Genomic DNA, 18072 nt, shown 5'->3' on the forward strand with positions numbered 1-18072 from the left:
GAAGCTTATGCCAAACAATCCTAATCAAGCAGGCTGGAACTTCGACAACAGCTATGCTGAATTGCCGAGCCAGCTGTACACCCGACTCGATCCGACCCCAGTACGCTCGCCGAAGCTGGTCATCTTCAATGGCCCGTTGGCGACTTCGCTCGGCTTGGACGTTCAGGCGCTGCAAAGCGCGGAAGGCGTGGAGGCGCTTGCGGGCAACCGGGTTCCGGAAGGCGCTTTGCCGCTTGCGCAGGCCTATGCCGGACATCAATTCGGCCATTTCAACATGCTGGGGGACGGGCGGGCTCTATTGCTGGGAGAGCATCTTACCCCCCGCGGCGAACGCTTCGATATTCAGCTTAAAGGCTCGGGGCCGACGCCCTATTCCCGAAGGGGAGACGGTAGGGCGGCTCTTGGACCGATGCTGCGCGAATACATCATCAGCGAAGCGATGCATGCGCTTGGAATTGCGACTACTCGCAGTCTGGCGGTGACGGAGACCGGGGAGCCGGTCTATCGGGAGAAGAAACAGCAGGGCGCCGTTCTGACGCGCGTGGCTGCAAGCCATATACGCGTCGGCACCTTTCAATATGCGGCGCAATGGGGGACTTTCGAAGAGCTTAAAGCTTTGGCGGATTATACGATCGTGCGGCATTATCCCGAAGCCGGCAAGAGGGATAATCGGTACCTGGACCTGCTGCGGCTGGCGATTGAGCGACAAGCAGCGCTCATTGCCAAGTGGCAGCTAGTCGGCTTTATTCACGGCGTGATGAACACCGACAATATGGCGCTCAGCGGAGAAACGATCGATTATGGCCCGTGCGCCTTCATGGACGCCTTCGACCCGGCAACGGTGTTTAGCTCGATTGATGCTAATGGGCGGTATGCGTATGGCAATCAACCGGCGATTGCCGCATGGAATTTAGCGAGGTTTGCCGAGAGCCTGCTGCCGCTGTTGGATGAGAGCGAAGTCCGAGCGATTGAATTGGCCGAAGGCACGCTTGCGGAATTTGCAGGTTTGTATCAGGCTCAATGGCTTGACGGCATGCGAGAGAAATTGGGGATTTTCAACAAGGAGCCCGAGGATGAAGCGCTGGTAGAAAAGCTGCTTCGGCTGATGCAGCTGCATCGGGCGGATTACACGAATACGTTCCGTGCGTTGTCCTTCGCCGACCTGAAGGACGCTGTTCTTTCCGACAGTGCGGAATTCACGCAATGGCAGGAGCAATGGCAGCGGCGGCTGGACAGACAGCCGGAGCCGTTGTCCGACTCCGTCCGGTTGATGCAAGGCTGCAATCCCGCGCTCATTCCGCGCAATCATCTGGTGGAAGAAGCGCTGGAAGCCGCTGTGGAGCAGGGAAACTACGCGCCTATGCAACGGCTGCTTGAGGCGCTTGCCCAGCCGTATGCGCACTCCCCCGAGCAAGAGGCATACGCCGCTCTCCCGGAGCCCTCGGCTCATCCCTACCGAACCTTCTGCGGCACATAATTCGGCCGCGCAGTTCCATGCGCTAACGAGATGAGGGGCCATAGCCGCCAAATTAAGACACAGAAAAGACGAAGACACCTTTCGTCTCTTCTGTGTCTTTTTGTAAACGGAGAAATTTCGAGTCTTGTGTCAGATTCCGGGTTTCTTTTACAAAAATCGTTGTTGACCAAATCTAGCACAACTCGTTATGATTGGTTTATACATTAATTACTATAAATGGTTGTGTATATCGAAATTTGTCGAACGATGGAGGAAAATGCGAAGCGAAAGAGATTCATAGGATTGAATCTTCAATAAGGAGATGATGCCTTCGTGACACCCCGTAATTTAATGGAGCGTTCATTCGAGCGTCAGGCCGATACGTATTGGTCGAACGTGATGAGGGGGTGGGGAGGCGAACCGCCATTGCAGCCGGACGGCTACGGCAAGTCCGGAGACAAGCGGCAAGTCGAAATTCGCGTACCGGAGCGTCTTGTCGCAAAGATGGACAAGTACTGCGGCGGACGGGAAGATTTGCGGATGATTTTTTATTTGGCGACGTGGGCGACGGTACTGCTCGCGTTTACACAGTCGGAAAGCAAGCTTGCAATCGCTGTTCCCGCAGGGCTGGGCGGCTCGACTTCAGACAACGATACGGACGTTGTCCCGATCGCCTTCGAACGACCGCAGATGCAATCCAGCTTCAAGGAATTGCTTGCCTATCTGCTGGCAACGTTCAAGACTCACCCTAAATATATCGCTAATTGGTTAGCTCGAACGGACGCGCTGCCGATCGGATATGAACGATTTAGATTCTACTATCCTGACAAGCAAGGGAGGGAAATGAAGACAACGTTCGTCCAGACGAACGAGATCTTAATGGAGTGCCGGATCGCTGCGGAAGACACGGGGCAATGGAGCCTCGTTATCGCTTACGATTCCGGACAATACAGCAAACATCTGGCCGAGACGGTCGCCGAGAGCTGCCTTGCCGTGCTGGAGCAGGCGGTCGAACAGCCTGATCGCAGGCTGGCGGATCTGGAGCTGCGGTCGCGTGCGGAAACGGCCCGTCAAGCGGAATGGAACGACACCTCCGCCGAGTTCGCTTCGAACGAGACGATTCACAGCATGTTCAAGCTAGTCGCCAAGGCCGGCCCGGATGCCGTTGCCGTCTCGTGCGGCGAAGAAAATATCAGTTATGGCGAGCTTGATGCCAGAGCGGATGATCTGGCCGCTCTCTTGCGCGAAGAAGGCATCCGTGAGGGAGATCGCGTCGCGGTTATGCTGGAGCGCTCCTCGGCCTGGATCGTATCGTTTCTTGCCGTCTTGAAATCCGGCGGCGTCTACATTCCCGTCGATCCAAGCTATCCGGCCTCGCGAATCCGCTACATGCTCGGGGACAGCGAAGCTTCGGCTTTGCTCCTGCAGGAAGAGAACGAAGCCAGCCGAGAATTCGAGGGCAAGCGGCTTATTTACGAAGAGCTGTCCTCGTTGCGCGGGCAATCGAAAAACGTTATCCCTGATTTTCCTCGCCGCGGACCGGATGATCTGGCCTATGTTTTGTATACATCGGGTTCGACCGGCACACCGAAAGGCGTCATGGTTGAGCATCGCGGCGTACTGAATTTGCGGCACTACTTCAAGACCGCATTTCGCATTAACGAAAGCGATCGGGTGCTGCAATTCGCCAGCGCCTCGTTCGACGCATCCATCTGGGAGATTTCCATGGGGCTGCTCACGGGCGCGCAGCTTCATATCGCCACCCCTGCAATTGTCGGAGAGCCCACGCGCTTTGAAGCCTGGGCGGCCGCCAACGGAATTACGGTCGCTACGCTGCCGCCGACTTATGCGGATAAGCTGGAGCCGGAGAGGCTTGGCGGGCTGCGCTTGTTGATTACGGCCGGCTCCGAGTCGAGCAGAGAGCTGTTGTCGCGTTGGGGCGAGCGGGTCGAGTACGTGAACGCCTATGGGCCGACGGAAACGACGGTGTGCGCTTCGGCGTGGTCGGGAAGGCCGGAAGCTGTCGAAGCGAACGCGCTCGTCCCGGTCGGCAAGCCGTTGCCCAACACGGGGATTCATGTTGTCAACGGGCATCTGCAGTCGCTGCCTTCCGGCGTCCCGGGGGAGCTGGTCGTGTCCGGGACCGGGCTGTCCAGAGGCTATTGGGGCAAAGAAGAGATGACCGAACAGAAATTTGTGGCGCTGCCAAAAGACGGAACGCGCGCGTATCGAACGGGCGATCTGGCAAGATGGGAAAGCGACGGCAATCTGACTTTCCTAGGCAGAATAGACCGGCAAGTTAAAATCCGCGGGTATCGAATCGAAACCGAGGAAGTCAGACATGTCTTGTTGTGCCTAAGCGGCGTGAAGGATGCGGCTGTTACGGTGAAGCCCGATCCGCAGAACGAGCCGGCGCTGGTCGCCTATTACGTTACGGACAAGCCGGACGCGGAGCCGTCGACAGCTATGCGCGATCAGTTGGCCAATCGGCTTCCGGCCTATATGGTGCCGGCCTTTCTCATCCGGCTCGCTTCAATTCCGCTTACCTCCAACGGCAAACCCGATGTATCCGCACTCCCGGAGCCGCGAGCATGGCTTGCCGGTCAGCAGGAGCTGATGGCCGAGCATACGCCTCAAGGAGAGATAGAGCTCGCGCTTGCCGTCATTTGGCGATCGGTTCTCGGCGTGCAACGGATCGGCAGGGAGGATGACTTCTTCCTGCTGGGCGGCCATTCCATGAAGGCAGCCAAGCTTGCGGGAGAAATCTACATCGCATTCGGCGCGAACATGCCGATGGAATTGATTTTCCGTTATTCAACGCTTGCGGCGATGGCCGAGTGGATTCAGAGCGAGGGAACTTTGAATCGGATGGAGGCTATCCCTAAAGCGCCGGTAAAGGCCGGATATCGGTTGTCTCCCGCTCAAAGCCGGGTGTTCATCGCGGAGAGCGTCAGCACCGACAACACGCTCTATGTGCTGCCCTTTGTTTTTCGCTTGGAGCCGGCGCCGGATTTCGCGGAGCTGGAAGCCGCGTTCAGGAAGCTGATCGAGCGTCACGAGCCGCTGCGGACATCCTTCGGCTGGGCAGGCAATGAACCGATCCAGAGCATTGCCGAGCATGTAGACTTTAGCATCTTGCGCGCCGACGGCTGCGGAGAAACGCCGGAGCAGCTGGCCGAACGGCTTATCGAACCGTTCGATCTGAACAAGCCCCCGTTGATCCGGGTCGCCTGGGTGGAAGAGAAGGTGGGAGCAGTCAGGCTGTTTCTGCAGCTTCACCACATTATTGCGGATGGACTTTCCCTTGGCGTTCTTCTTCGCGACCTCGACGCGATTCTGTCGGACAAGCCGCTTGAGCCGCTCCGCTTGCAATATAAGGATTACTGCGAATGGCTCAACGAGAGGGAGATCGATGCGAAGAACGAGCGCTTCTGGTCAAGCCGCTTCGCCGATTACCAGGGAACGGCCGACTTGCCGATCGATTACCCTCGTCCTACCGTTCGGCGTCCCGATGGCGATACGCTGGCGATTCAGTGGGACAAGCAGCTTACCGCCAGCGTTCGGGAGCTGGCGAACGCTTGCCAGGCGACGCTGCATATGACGATGCTGGCCGCCTATTATACGCTTCTGTCCAAGCTGACAGGATCGGAGGACGGCGTTGTAGGCTCGCTGCATGCCGGGAGGAATCATCCGGACGTCGCGGGCATGGCGGGAATGTTCGTTCATACGCTTGCCCACCGCAACCGCGCGGAGGGAAGCTTGACGTTTCGTGAATTCGTCAATCAGGTCAAGCTGAGGGTATTGGAGGATTACGAGCACTCGGATTATCCGTTCGAGCTTCTGGCTCGCAAGCAGACTGCAAGGAACGCTTCGCGAAATCCTCTGTTCGATACGATGTTCGTCTTGCAAAATCTCGAATCCGCACCGACTGCCATTGGCGGATCGCAATGGATACCGATCATTCTGAAGGAAAAGCTGTCGCGCTTTGATCTCGTCTTTCAGGCTTGGGAGAACGAGGAAGGCATGCTGCTGTGGGTGACCTATGCGAACTCGCTGTTCCGGCCGGAGACCGCGTCGGCCATCGCCGACGATTATCGAAGACTCCTTGCGCTGCTTGCCGAACGTCCCGATACGCTGTTGTCCGAAGTCGGCTTGGCGGTTGAATTCCGGCCGATTACGGCAGCCGGATTGTCCTTCGATTTTCAATTCTGAAGCGAGGAGGCTACATGATGGCCGCCCGTCGAATTCTTCCGTTAGCCGTACCCGAGATCGTCTCCTATCCGCACATTTCGTATGCCATGTCCGTCTTGTCGCTGGCTCCCGAGGGAGTGGACTGGGTGTTCAGCAACTACGTGCAGCTTTGCATGCTGGATCATGGATCGACCGTCGAGATGCGCTACTTTATCCCCAATGCGGACTTGTTCCATTTTCCGGGATTGTTCGGCACGCAGCGCATCAGTCGAGACTGGATTCTGCATTATTGCCCAAGCTTTCGCGATTTCGTCCGATACAGCATCGATAAGGAGTTTTACGTATGGACCTTCGTGGACGAGTACTACATTCCGGGCACGCGCTCTTATCGAAATCAGTCGCTGGAGCACGCCATCATGATTCACGGCTACGACGACGACAACCGAGAGTTTCATATCAGCGGGTACATGGAAAGCCAGCGCTACAAGCAGTCTACGATTCCTTACGATACGGTCGAGCAAGCATTCACGGAGATGCAGCTGCCGCCTATTCATTTTGCGAATAACACGCATTTGCTCAAGAGAAGCCCGAACGCTTACGAATTCAAGCCCGATTGGATTATGGAGCAGCTCGCCGATTACGGCGGAGCCAGACCGTCCGACGTCCGAATGGAAATCTTCGAGGAGCGGAAGGAATGTCCTTATTATTGGGGCATCGGGGTTATCGACGGACTGCAGGAGAAGCTGCGCCAGCAGCTCAGAGGGGAATCGTTCGTCGACCACCGTCCGTTTTTCATCTTGCATGAGCATAAGAAAACGATGAATAATCGGCTCGCCTATATGGCGGACAAGGGGCATTTCGAATTTTCACAGGAGATAAGGGATGGATACAAGGAGATCGAGGCCAAGGCGCAGACGATCTTCAATCTGGAGCTGAAATACTTAATGACCCGCGATAACCGTTTCCTGACGCAGATCATTGAACGGCTTGACGGCTTAAAAGAAGCGGAGTCCAGGACGATCGGCCAGATGATGGAGCAATATGACCGGGACAACTGAAGGAGGAATTACGCATGACAGCCGGCAGAACTTTACCGATTGCCGTTCCCGACATCACGTCCTACACCCATGTGACTTACGCGCTTTCCATTATGCATACGGATCCCGATGCGCTTCGATGGGTGTACAGCAATTATGTTCAGCTGTTCACCTGGGATTGGGTTCAAACCGTTCAGGTTGACCACTACACCCAGACAGCGGAGCACCACCTGATCCCATGCTTGGGCGGGACCCAGAAGCTGACGCGCAAAACGCTGGAGAAGTACCAAGGAGGCTTCGTCAGCCTGGTGCGGGACAGCATCGACGATGGCCAATATGTCTGGGCTTTCCTGGACGAATTTTACATCCCGGGCACGGTTGCCTATCAGAATCGTTCCAACCCGCACTCGGTGTTGATTCATGGCTATGACGATGCCCGAAGCACTTTTCAATTCACGGGTTATTTCGAGAATCAGCGCTACGGAGAGACCGAAGCCAGCTATGCGGATTTCGAGAAGGCCTATTACGGCTTCGAGCCGAAGGACGAGATTCAGCCGGAAAATTTCATCCGGCTGATGAAGCTGAACAGCTATTATAAAGCCTTCTACGAATTCAAGACGCATTGGGTGATGGAGCAGTTGGAGGAATATTGGCTGGCTAAGCCTTCGAGCAGAAGAATGGAAGCGTTCGAGGAAACCAGGCCTTGCCCGATCATCTGGGGATCGGACGTCTATGGACGTTTGCAGCTGCAAATCGACCGACATATCGCCAAGGAGGGGATTATCGACCATCGGCCTTTTTATGTGCTGTGGGAGCACAAGAAGATGATGAATCGCCGAATCGCCTATATGGAGGAGCACGGGTTCTACAAAGTCTCGGAGCGCTCGAAGGAGGAGTGGCGACAGATCGAGCAATCGGCGCTGCTGGCCCGCAACCTTGAGCTGAAATATTTGATGAGCTTCAACAATCGGTTCCTGGAGCAGCTCAAGGAACGTCTGACCGCGCTTAAGCAGGAGGAATCCTCCGCAATCGAGCGGATGCTGGAAGACTACGCGCGCAGCGGCGGCAAGAAACACCTGTACATTCTAAAGGAGGAAGCTTAATGAGCTTGGATGCGTTGGAGATCCAGAAAATATTGGCCAGCGGTAAATTGGATAAGGAAAAAAACTTCTGGTCGGCTCTTCTGGAGGGAGACCGCGAATTAACGCGGTTTCCCGAAGACCGCAGACCTGCGGATTCGGAGCAGACGCGGTATCAGGAATGGCATACCGAATGCGGCGCCGCCTTATCGGGCAAGATCAATGCTCTGTCGGGCGGCTCGGACCTGGCGGCTTTTCTCGTACTGCTCAGCGGCGTGCAGATTGTCGCGCAGAAATACGCGCACACGACGGAAACTCTTGTCGTAACGCCGGTGCTGGGAAACGGGGAACAGAAGGAAGGAAGCCTGAACCGTTATCTGGTCGTCCCCTTCGAGCCCGATCTAACCGCCTCCTACCGTCATCATCTCAATGCGCTTAAGGCAAGGGTTGCCGAAATTTCCGAGCATCAGAACTATCCGTTCTCGCAGCTGGTTCTGGATCGGGGCTGGGGCGGCTCGGACAGCGCCGACGGCTTCGTGGTTCCAATCGCGATGGGATGCAGCCGCGTTCATAGCGGCGACTCGTTCGAGGAGACCAAAGCCGACTTCCTGTTCTGGTTCGAAGAGCGCGACGGAGAATGGGATTTGCGCCTTCGCTGCAACGCCGCTCGTTATTCGGGCGAATTCGCTCAAGCGGTGGCTTCCCACTGGCTGCGCGCGATGGACGGCTTGCTGAGCGCCCCCGATGCTTCCTTGTCTTCGCTTGAAATGCTATATCCTTCCGAATGGGAGCGAATTGTCCGCGAATTCAACGCGACGGAGGGGGCGTTCCCGGCGGATAAGACGCTGCATCTGCTGTTCGCGGAGCAAGCGGCGCGGACGCCGAATGCGGTTGCTGCGATATTCAAGGACGCTTCAATTACCTATGGCGAGCTGAACGAGCAGTCGAACCGGCTTGCGAACGCTCTGCGTAAGAGCGGAGTAGGGCCGGAGGTGCGGGTTGCGCTGCTGTGCAAGCGTTCGTTCGATCCGCTCGTGGGCGCAATCGGCATTCTGAAGGCGGGAGGCGCGTACGTTCCGATGGACTCGTCATGGCCGAAGCGTCGAATTCAGACCGTGCTGGACGAGGTGGGAGCGACCCATATGGTCACGCAGAAGGAGCTGTTCGCTCCGATTGCCGATCTGCTGTGGAGATCGGAGTCGCTGCGTCAGGTCGTGCTGCTGGACGAGGATGAAGCGGATCCGACCGCTTCCCGCTTTGACCGCGAGGCCATGGCGAAAATGTTCGACGACCTGGCGGAGAATGCGACGGACAAAGTGTCCGCAGGCGGATTCATCAGCTCCTATACGGGCCTATATTTCACCGAAGCGGAGGTTGACGAATACCGCGACAGAGTGCTCGAATTAGCCCGCCCCTTCGCCGGCGACGGGAAGAGCGCTCTGGAAATCGGCTGCGGCTCGGGACTTGTCCTGTTCGAGCTGGCGAACGCATTCGGTCAATATACCGGCCTGGATGCCTCTGCCGTCACGCAGGAACGCAACCTCCGGCGCGTGAAGGAGGGCAATCGCGAAGCGAATATCCGGTTGATGACGGGCTTTGCCGACGAGATCGCCGGTATGCCCGATCAAAGCTACGACGTTGTGCTTCTGCCGAGCACGATTCAATTTTTCCCGGATTATCTTTACCTGGACCGTGTCGTGTCGGATGCCGTTCGTCTTGTGCGCCCGGGAGGCGCGGTTATTCTGGCGGACATTCCCGACGAATCGGCCAAGGAGGAGTTCCGCGCTTCGCTGGAGGAGTTCAAGCGCAATCACGGCGCATTCTACAAAACCCGCGTTCATCTGGATCAGCATCTGTACTGCCACGAGGATTATTTTACCGGCCTGGAGAAGCGGCATCCGGGATTAAAGGTCGAAGTACGCAAGCGCACGAGGGGCTTCAAGAACGAGCTGCGCTTCCGTTACGACGTGGTTATCTCCGTTGCGAGCGCTTTGCAGTCCATTGATGAGCAATCGGCGCCGAGCTTGCCGATGATCACGCGCGCCCATCTGAATGCGGAAGACGGAAGCCGCGCGCCTGAGCTGGTGGAAGATGCATCGCGCACCGCATACGTACTGTTTACCTCCGGATCGACGGGTACTCCGAAGGGTGTCGTCGTCTCCCACCGTCCAGTCGTTAATGTCATCGATTGGGTCAACGGGCGCTTCGGCGTGAACGAGAAGGACAGGCTGTTCTTTATTACTTCCTTCTGCTTCGATCTGTCCGTATACGACGTATTCGGTATGCTGTCGGCTGGCGGAGCGATCGACATTATTACGGAGGAGGACGTTCGTAAGCCGGAAACCTGGCCGCAGCGCATGGCGGACAGCGGGATTACGATCTGGGATTCCGCGCCGGCCGCGCTTGCCCAGAGTATTCCATTCTTCCAGAAGCATGACGGTCAGCAAGCTCAGGTTCGCTTGTTTATGCTTAGCGGGGACTGGATTCCGGTTCCGCTTCCGGGCCAATTGCGTCAGTTGTTTCCGGGATGCGCGATCGCCGCGCTCGGAGGCGCGACGGAAGCCTGCATATGGTCTAATTGCTACGAGGTGGGCGAGACCGATCCGAGCTGGCTCAGTATTCCGTACGGCAAGCCGATTCGCAACGCGAGGTACTATATTCTGGATCGCTCCATGAAGGCTTGTCCGATCGGGGCCAGAGGAGAGTTGTTCATCGGCGGCGAATGCCTTGCGAACGGCTACCATGCGGAAGAGTTGACGCGAGAGCGGTTTATTCCCGATCCGTTCCGTTCGGAGCCGTCGGCAAGGATGTATCGAACGGGCGATCTGGCCAAATACAGGGCCGACGGCAACATCGAGTTTTTGGGACGCGTCGACCATCAAGTGAAAATCCGGGGATATCGAATCGAGCTTGGGGAAATTCAGGCTAAGCTGCTGAGCCACTCGGAAATCGAGCAATGCGTGGTCATCGATAGCGCGGACGCGTCGGGACAAAAAGCGTTGTGCGCCTATTACGCGGCGTCCGAGGAGATTTCCGCCCGCTCCCTTAAGGATTTCCTGGCGGCGGATCTGCCGGCTTATATGATCCCTTCCTATTTCGTCAGACTGCCGGCCATTCCGGTGACCTCCAACGGCAAGGTGGATCGCGCAGCGCTGCCTGCTCCGCAATCCCAGGTTCGCTCCGAAGTCGCCTACGAGCCGCCGGCCAACGATATTGAAGCCGAGCTCGCCGAGCTCTGGAAGCAGCTGCTGGAGATCGATACGGTGGGCGTAAACGACAATTTCTTCGAGCTGGGAGGTCATTCCCTGCTTGCGGTCAAGCTGGAGATCGAGATGGAGGAGCGAGGCCTGGTCATCTCTCCCGAGGACTTCCAGCAATGCTACACGATTCGCGATCTGAGCCAGTACACGACGCGGGCTTGCAATGAGGCTTCCTAAGGCCGGGGCCAAACCTGAGACGACAGCCGACAACGAACGGAATCCGGCGCAGGGACGGGTGATGCTGTATGCCGTCAGGGCGGATCGCCCGCTCCCTCGCGATTTGCACCGGCGCTTCTATGCCATATGCTCTCCTGCGAGGAGGGACAGGCTGCAGCGCTTTGCACGGGAAGAAGACGCGAGACGCTCTTTGCTGGCGGAGATGCTGCTTCGAGCCGCATTACGCAAGGACTGGCAGACGAGCGGTAGCCCGGCATCGCTTGATTTCGAGGAGAATCGTTACGGCAAGCCGAGTCTTAGAGGCGCGGCTCGCCTGCAGTTTAATCTGTCGCATTCCGGTGATTGGTGCGTCTGCGCCGTTGCGGAGTCGGCTGTCGGCATTGACGTGGAGCAGATCAGGCAGCAGGAGCTGGATTGGGCGGACAAGCTGCTGGCCGACGATGAGAAGGCGGAGCTGCTTGCGCTGACGGGATATGACCGGTTGAAGCGGTTCTACGAAATCTGGACATTAAAGGAAAGCTATGTCAAAGCGCTGGGACGGGGGCTCTCCCACGGGCTGAGCACGTTCTCTGTCACGGCCGCATCTCTCGGCGCTTTAGCGCCTTACCGCGCAGCCGGATATTGGCTGGACGACAGCCATCCGGCAGCGGTATGCGCCATGGGGGGGCTTCCGCAACTGTGGGCCATTCTGTCCCCTTTCGACATCTGGAGCCTGCTGGATCATGAGATTGAAGCAATGAGAGGAGAATGCGGGGAGTGAGCGCGCTTTGGATCGCACTACCGGCGCTGGCAATTGTCGGAACTATTATTAACATCATCTGGGTGCTTCGCGGAGTTCGCAGGAAAACGCGGGTTCGGGAGAAGAAGGGCAGCACTGCAGCCGCGGCTGCAGTGCAAGCGATCTTCGCGACGGTGTTCTATGGCTGGCTGGGCTATTGCATGACCCGTCTGTGGGATGACGCTGCGGTAACGGAAAAAATCGTGCTGGGCGAGGCGTATGCGGCCTTTGTCTTGTTCGGCGTATATCTGTGGCTGACTTCCGCGTACTCGAAGAAGAAGGACCGGCCTTACGGAACAATGCTGCTGCTCAGTATCGCCAGCGGCTTCGGCAACGCTTCGATGATCTTCGTTGTAAATGCGGCAATTGCGGGCAACGGAAACTTCAGCACCGAATTGCTGCCGTATTTCGTGCTCGGCATGCTTGCCTTCGTCTGCGGACAGAAGCTGCTAAGGTCGCGGCTCATACGCATGACGAACGGCATCGTATATGACAAAAGAATGGAAGTGCTGTCCGTCGTTCTGAACGCGCCTTATGCGAACGTGGAAGCGATGGAAAGAGGCAAAATCGAGGCTTGTCTGAATAATGATACGGAGACGGTGAGCAGCTTCGCGAACCGGATGGTCAGCGTCGGCACATGGTCGGTCACCATCATTGCGGGCTTCACGTACCTGGCCGTATTGAGCCTGCCGGGCTTTCTGTTCTCGCTTGCGGTCGTGATTGCCGCATCGGGAGCGTTCTTCGGCATTCTTCGCTCCGCTAACCGTCTGTGGGAGCAGACCCGGGACATCCAGAACGTCTTTTTCAAGTTCATCCACGACTTGATTTACGGCTTCAAGGAGCTGTATTTGAACCGTCGCAAAGCATTCGACTTTCGCGACGATATGGAGCAAAGCTGCGCGTCCTATCGCGACAAGCGCTCCCAGGCGGAAGTCAAAGTGGCGAATGTCGTCGTCATCGGCGACCTGCTGTTCGCATCGGTCATCGGAACCGTTGTGTTTGCTTTTCCGCATCTCTTGCCCGGGATCGGCAATGGAGAATTGCGAAGCTTCGTATTCGTGTTCCTGTATATGGCCGGACCGCTGACCTCGATTCTGAATACGCTGCCGGATCTGTTCCAAGCCCGCATAAGCTGGAGGCGCATCCGCAAATTTACCGAAGAACTCTCCGAGCTGGGGGGAAGAACCGACTTGGAACCGGGGTCGAAGGAAGCTGCGGAAGTCATGCTTCGTCTGGAGCAAGCCGTGTACGAGTACAGCCGCGGTTCCGAGGGAAGCTTCTCCGTCGGGCCGATCGATTACGAATTCCGCTCCGGCGAGCTCGTATTCGTCATCGGCGGCAACGGCAGCGGCAAATCGACGCTTGCGAAGCTGGTCACGGGGCTATACGAACCGAATGCGGGCAGGATTACGCTTAATGGAGAGCCGATTGGCGCAGGAGCTATTGGAGATTACGTGTCGACAATATTCAGCGACGCGTATTTATTCGATCGGCTGTACGGCATCGATTTCGAAGCCAAGGCCGAGGAAGCGCGCCACTATTTGCAGGTGCTGGGATTGCATGACAAGGTCGCGATAGAGGGCGGCCGCTTCAGCACGACACGGCTGTCCACCGGACAGCGGAAACGGCTTGCTCTGCTGGTCAGCTATCTCGACGATAAGCCGATCTGCCTGTTCGACGAATGGGCGGCGGACCAAGACCCGGAATACCGGGAATATTTCTACACAGCGCTGCTTCCCGAGCTGCGGAGCAAGGGCAAGTGCGTGATCGTCATCACCCATGACGATCGCTATTTCGGGATGGCCGATAAGCTGATCAAACTCGAAATGGGGAAAATCGCATGAAACTTTTTTGTTTGCCGTACGCAGGGGCGTCGGCTGCGATTTATTTCAGGTGGAAAAGGAGTCTTGCGCCGGAGCTGGAGTGTGTTCCGCTGGAACTGGCCGGACGGGGGACGCGTTCGGGAGAGCGCTTCTATGAAGGCATGGAGGATGCAAGGGAGGATGTCCTACGCCTGCTGGAGGAGCGAATGGACGGAACGCCTTATGCCCTGTTCGGACACTCCATGGGCGGCATGATTCTGTATGAAACCGCGCGGCTGATCCGTGACCGCAAGCTTCCGGCCCCGGTCAAGCTTGTTTTCTCGGGGCGTCCCGCTCCTGAAACTCCCGCCCCGGACAGTCCGATTCATCGTCTGCCGGACGAGGAGTTCTCCAAGCGGATATTGGAGATGGGAGCCACCTCATCGGAGATTTTTGCAAACAAGCCCCTTAGAGACGTGTTTATGCCGATCTTAAGGGCGGATTTCCGCCTGGTCGAAACGTACAAATACGAAGCGAAGCCCCCGCTGCCATGGGAAATCACGGCCATTGCGGGAGAAGAGGAGAAGTGGACGCCGGCGGAGGTGGAGGGCTGGAGAAGCCATACGTCCGCGGATTGCGGTGTCGTACGGCTGCCTGGAGGCCACTTTTACTGGCAAGACCGCCCCGATTCGCTGCAGACGCTGCATGCGTTGCTGCGGGAGGAGCTGTCGGCATCACCCTTAGTTGAAACGAATTATGCATAGAGGAGGCGCGCGATGAAGCCGTTCACCCATTTGGCGGAAATGCTGGAAAGCGCGGCGGGTAGCGGGAAAGGCATCGTGTTTATACATAAGAAATCGGAATCCCGGTTGACCTATCGGCAATTGTATGAAGAAGGGCTGGCTTTGGCCGCCCAGTTGCTTGCCCAAGGCTGGCAAACGAGAGAGGAAGTGGTCATTCGGATCGACGATCCGCGGACATTCGTCGTGGCGTTCTGGGGCTGCGTGCTCGGGGGCTGGGTTCCCGTTCCGGTGACGGCGGGCGGCAGCGAAGAAAATCGAACCAAGCTGCTGCAGGTGTGGGGGACTCTGCGCCGGCCAAGGCTGCTCGCGGATGCAGCGGGCGCCGCCGACGCCGAGGAGACGATCGGAGCGGAGAGGTTGAACGGCTCCGTGTACCGTATCGACCCTGATGCAGCTTTCCCGGAAATCGGTCCAAGCCGTCCGGATGACCTGCTTTATAAAGCCTCGGGGGATGATCTCGCTTTCCTGCAATTTTCCTCCGGCTCTACCGGAGATCCGAAAGGCGTTATGCTTACGCACAGCAATCTGCTGTCGAATATGAAAGCCATCGTCACCCGTTCGGGCACGACTTCGGACGATACTTCCTTAAGCTGGATGCCGCTCACCCACGATATGGGGCTGATCGGTTTCCATCTCGCCCCGATTTATGCCGGAATGGAGCAGTACCTCATGCAGCCGGCCCAGTTTATGCTCGATCCGATGCTATGGCTCTCCAAGGCGAACGAGCATCGCATTACCTCCATCGCTTCCCCGAATTTCGGATACAAGCATTTTCTAGGCTGCTTCAAGCCGGCGGAAGCCGAGGGCTGGGATTTGAGCTGCATCCGTCTGATCTTTAACGGGGCAGAGCCGATCTCTGCCGAATGGGCAGATAAATTCACGGCTGCGCTATCTCCGTTCGGCCTGCGCGAGGAAGCGATGTTTCCCGTGTACGGCATGGCGGAAGCGACGCTGGCCGTCACCTTCCCGCCGGTTGGAGAGCCCCTTGTGCCTGTACGGGTCGATCCGCGAACGTTGGGCATCGGCGATGAAACCCGACTGGCGGATCAGGGAGATGAGCGGGCAATCGTGTTCGTCGACGTCGGCTACCCGGTCGAGGATTGCGAGGTTTCCATACGCGGCGAGGATGACGACGAGCTGGGCGACGGATTGACGGGACATATTCTCATTCGCGGGCTGAACGTGACGAAGGGCTACTATAATGCGCCGCAGCAGACAGAGAAGTCTTTCGCCTCCGGAGGCTGGCTGAGAACCGGCGATCTCGGCTTCATGCGCGCAGGACGGCTCGTCATTACCGGCCGACATAAAGATATTATTTTCGTTCGGGGACAGAACGTCTATCCGCACGATCTGGAGAAGCGGGTCGAGGCGATTGACGGCATCGGCTACGGCAAAGCGGCGGCGTGCGGCGCGCCGCACCCCGATACGGGCGAGGAGGACATCGTGATATTCGTCCAGCATCGGGGGAAGCTGGAGAAGTTCGCTCAGGTCGCGGACAAAGTCAAGCGCCGCCTGGCCCGGGAAACGGGCTTCGATATCGGACTCGTGCTGCCGATTCGCCAAATCCCCCGCACGACCAGCGGCAAAATCCAGCGTTATAAGCTGTCCGACCGTTTAAGGTCCGGGGAGTGGGACGAAACGCTGCGCGAGCTTGCCGAGCTGATGGCCGCGAATGCCAATGAAGAGGCTCAAGCCGCTTCGGAGGAGCACGACGCTCCGGAGATGACCGCGCTCAAGCAAATCTGGCGCGAAGCGCTGGGAGCGGCGGATGTGCGGTCTCACGATCATTTTCAGGAGCTGGGAGGGAATTCGTTAAAGGCCGCTCGGCTGCTGGCGCTCATTCAGAAGGAATGGGGAGCCGAGCTGACCATCCGCGAGCTGTTCGATCATCCGACGCCGAGCCTGCTTCTGGCTAGAATCCAGCAAAGCGCGGCAGCGGGGAGTTCACCGATAATGGAAGCTCTGCCCGAGGTATCCGAGCCGACCGACTCAGCCGACGGCCATTATCCGGCGTCGGTGGCGCAGCTGCGAATGGCATTCGTCGAGCAGGCGGAAGGCATAGGAAGCGCCTATCACATTCCCCTGGCTTTCCGGATCGAAGGCACGCTGCGGCCGGAAGCGGTACAAAGCGCCATCGGGCAGCTGATCCAGCGGCATGCGACGCTTCGGACCTCCTATCATTGGGAAGACGACAAGCTTGTTCAGCAGGTACACAACGGGGAAACGGTTCGTTTCGAGCTGAGCGTGTATTCGGTTCAAACCGAGCATCTGAACGATGTGGCCGCGTTAGCGAATTCGGAAGCCAACGCGTTGCTGGCTCCGTTTGAGCTTGACCGGCCGCAGCCGTTAAGAGCAGGAATGTGGACGGATGGGAACGATCGGCATGTGCTGCTCCTGAACATACATCATATCGCCTCCGACGGAATCGGCATGAACGTGCTGATGAAGGAGTTCTCGGCGTTGTTGAACGGAGAGACGCTGCCGTCGCCGGGCAAGCCCTATGTCGCATACTCGGAGTGGGCGCGGCAGCGCGGAAGCGTGAAGCCGGACAGCGAGGCTTATTGGCGCAAGGAGCTGGAGGCTTCGGTCTCAGCGCTGGATTGGCCGGATGTCGCGGCGCGGCCGGATAAGCGAAGCTTTCGGGGAGGAACGGTGCGGCTGGAGCTTCCTGCAGAGCTGATGGGCAATTGGCAGAGGCTACTGCTGGGACGCAAGGGAACGATTTCGTCTCTACTGCTGGCCCTTCATGCCGCCATTGTCAGCCGCTACAGCAGGCAGCGCGATTTCTCGATCGGCATGCTGCTGGCGGGAAGGGCTCACCCCGAGACGCATAATATGGTCGGGATGTTCAACAATTACGTTCCCGTTCGCGTGAACGTCGACGGAGCAGCGGCGTTCGGCGAATTACTGAGCGGCACGGGAGACCGGCTTTGGGATGCGCTCAACCATTCGAACGTTTCCTATGAGGAGCTGATAGAATGGTCGGGCCGCGGGGTAGATCGATCGAGGAATCCGTTGTTTGACACGATGCTGGTTTACCACAATCAAGCACAGGAGGCGCAAGCGCGTTTCGCGGCAGCCGGCTGCTGGTTCACGCAGCTTCCGCTGGAGACGGGGACGGCGAAGCTGGATTTGAAGCTGGATGTCTACCCTGAGCCAACGGGATCGCTGTCCTGTGTATGGGAATATAATGAGCAGCTGTTCCGCAGAGAAACGGTAGAAAGAATGGCACGCCACTTCCTGCGCTTGGCGGAGCAGGCGGCAAGCGATCCGGAGCAGAGGCTGGACGACATCAGCCTGCTGACGGAGGAAGAGCGCAGACAAGTGGTGGAGACGTTCAACGCCACGGAGGCGTCGTTCCCGTCCGAGCTGACGCTGCCCGAGCTGTTCCGGCGGCAGGCGGAGCGGACGCCGGATCGCATCGCGGCCGTCTTCGGCGCGGAGCGGCTGACGTATGGCGAGCTGGAAACGCGGGCGAATCGCATTGCC

Annotated in this window: 9 protein-coding genes; all 9 read left to right on the forward strand. The window is 57.8% G+C overall.

Features of this window, described 5'->3' with window-relative positions:
- Window positions 1–7 precede the first annotated feature (7 nt).
- Window positions 8–1477, forward strand: a complete 1470-nt coding sequence (locus tag ACFO1S_RS05690) for a protein adenylyltransferase SelO (protein ID WP_378126386.1) — start codon at window positions 8–10, stop codon at window positions 1475–1477.
- Between the two features lie 312 nt (window positions 1478–1789).
- Window positions 1790–5668, forward strand: coding sequence for a non-ribosomal peptide synthetase (locus ACFO1S_RS05695; protein WP_204603201.1), 3879 nt, complete (start codon window positions 1790–1792; stop codon window positions 5666–5668).
- 14 nt (window positions 5669–5682) lie between these two features.
- Complete coding sequence (locus ACFO1S_RS05700; RefSeq protein WP_204603200.1) at window positions 5683–6705, forward strand: hypothetical protein; 1023 nt, start codon at window positions 5683–5685, stop codon at window positions 6703–6705.
- Window positions 6706–6719: 14 nt separating this feature from the next.
- Window positions 6720–7787, forward strand: coding sequence for a hypothetical protein (locus ACFO1S_RS05705; RefSeq protein WP_204603199.1), 1068 nt, complete (start codon window positions 6720–6722; stop codon window positions 7785–7787).
- Window positions 7787–11200, forward strand: a complete 3414-nt coding sequence (locus tag ACFO1S_RS05710; RefSeq protein ID WP_204603198.1) for a non-ribosomal peptide synthetase — start codon at window positions 7787–7789, stop codon at window positions 11198–11200. The genes ACFO1S_RS05705 and ACFO1S_RS05710 overlap by 1 nt, the downstream gene beginning before the upstream one ends.
- Window positions 11187–11960: a 4'-phosphopantetheinyl transferase family protein gene (locus ACFO1S_RS05715; protein WP_204603197.1), complete on the forward strand. Its 774-nt coding sequence runs from the start codon at window positions 11187–11189 to the stop codon at window positions 11958–11960. Before ACFO1S_RS05710 ends, ACFO1S_RS05715 begins: the two co-directional genes overlap by 14 nt.
- On the forward strand, window positions 11957–13822 hold the full coding sequence (locus tag ACFO1S_RS05720; protein WP_204603196.1) for a cyclic peptide export ABC transporter: 1866 nt from the start codon (window positions 11957–11959) through the stop codon (window positions 13820–13822). The genes ACFO1S_RS05715 and ACFO1S_RS05720 overlap by 4 nt, the downstream gene beginning before the upstream one ends.
- Window positions 13819–14544, forward strand: coding sequence for a thioesterase II family protein (locus tag ACFO1S_RS05725; RefSeq protein WP_204603195.1), 726 nt, complete (start codon window positions 13819–13821; stop codon window positions 14542–14544). Before ACFO1S_RS05720 ends, ACFO1S_RS05725 begins: the two co-directional genes overlap by 4 nt.
- Window positions 14545–14556: 12 nt before the next feature.
- A partial coding sequence (locus ACFO1S_RS05730) for a condensation domain-containing protein (protein WP_378126389.1) occupies window positions 14557–18072 on the forward strand: 3516 nt, incomplete at its 3' end.

The organism is Cohnella boryungensis, assembly GCF_042651945.1.
GTDB classification, from domain to species: Bacteria; Bacillota; Bacilli; order Paenibacillales; family Paenibacillaceae; genus Cohnella; species Cohnella boryungensis.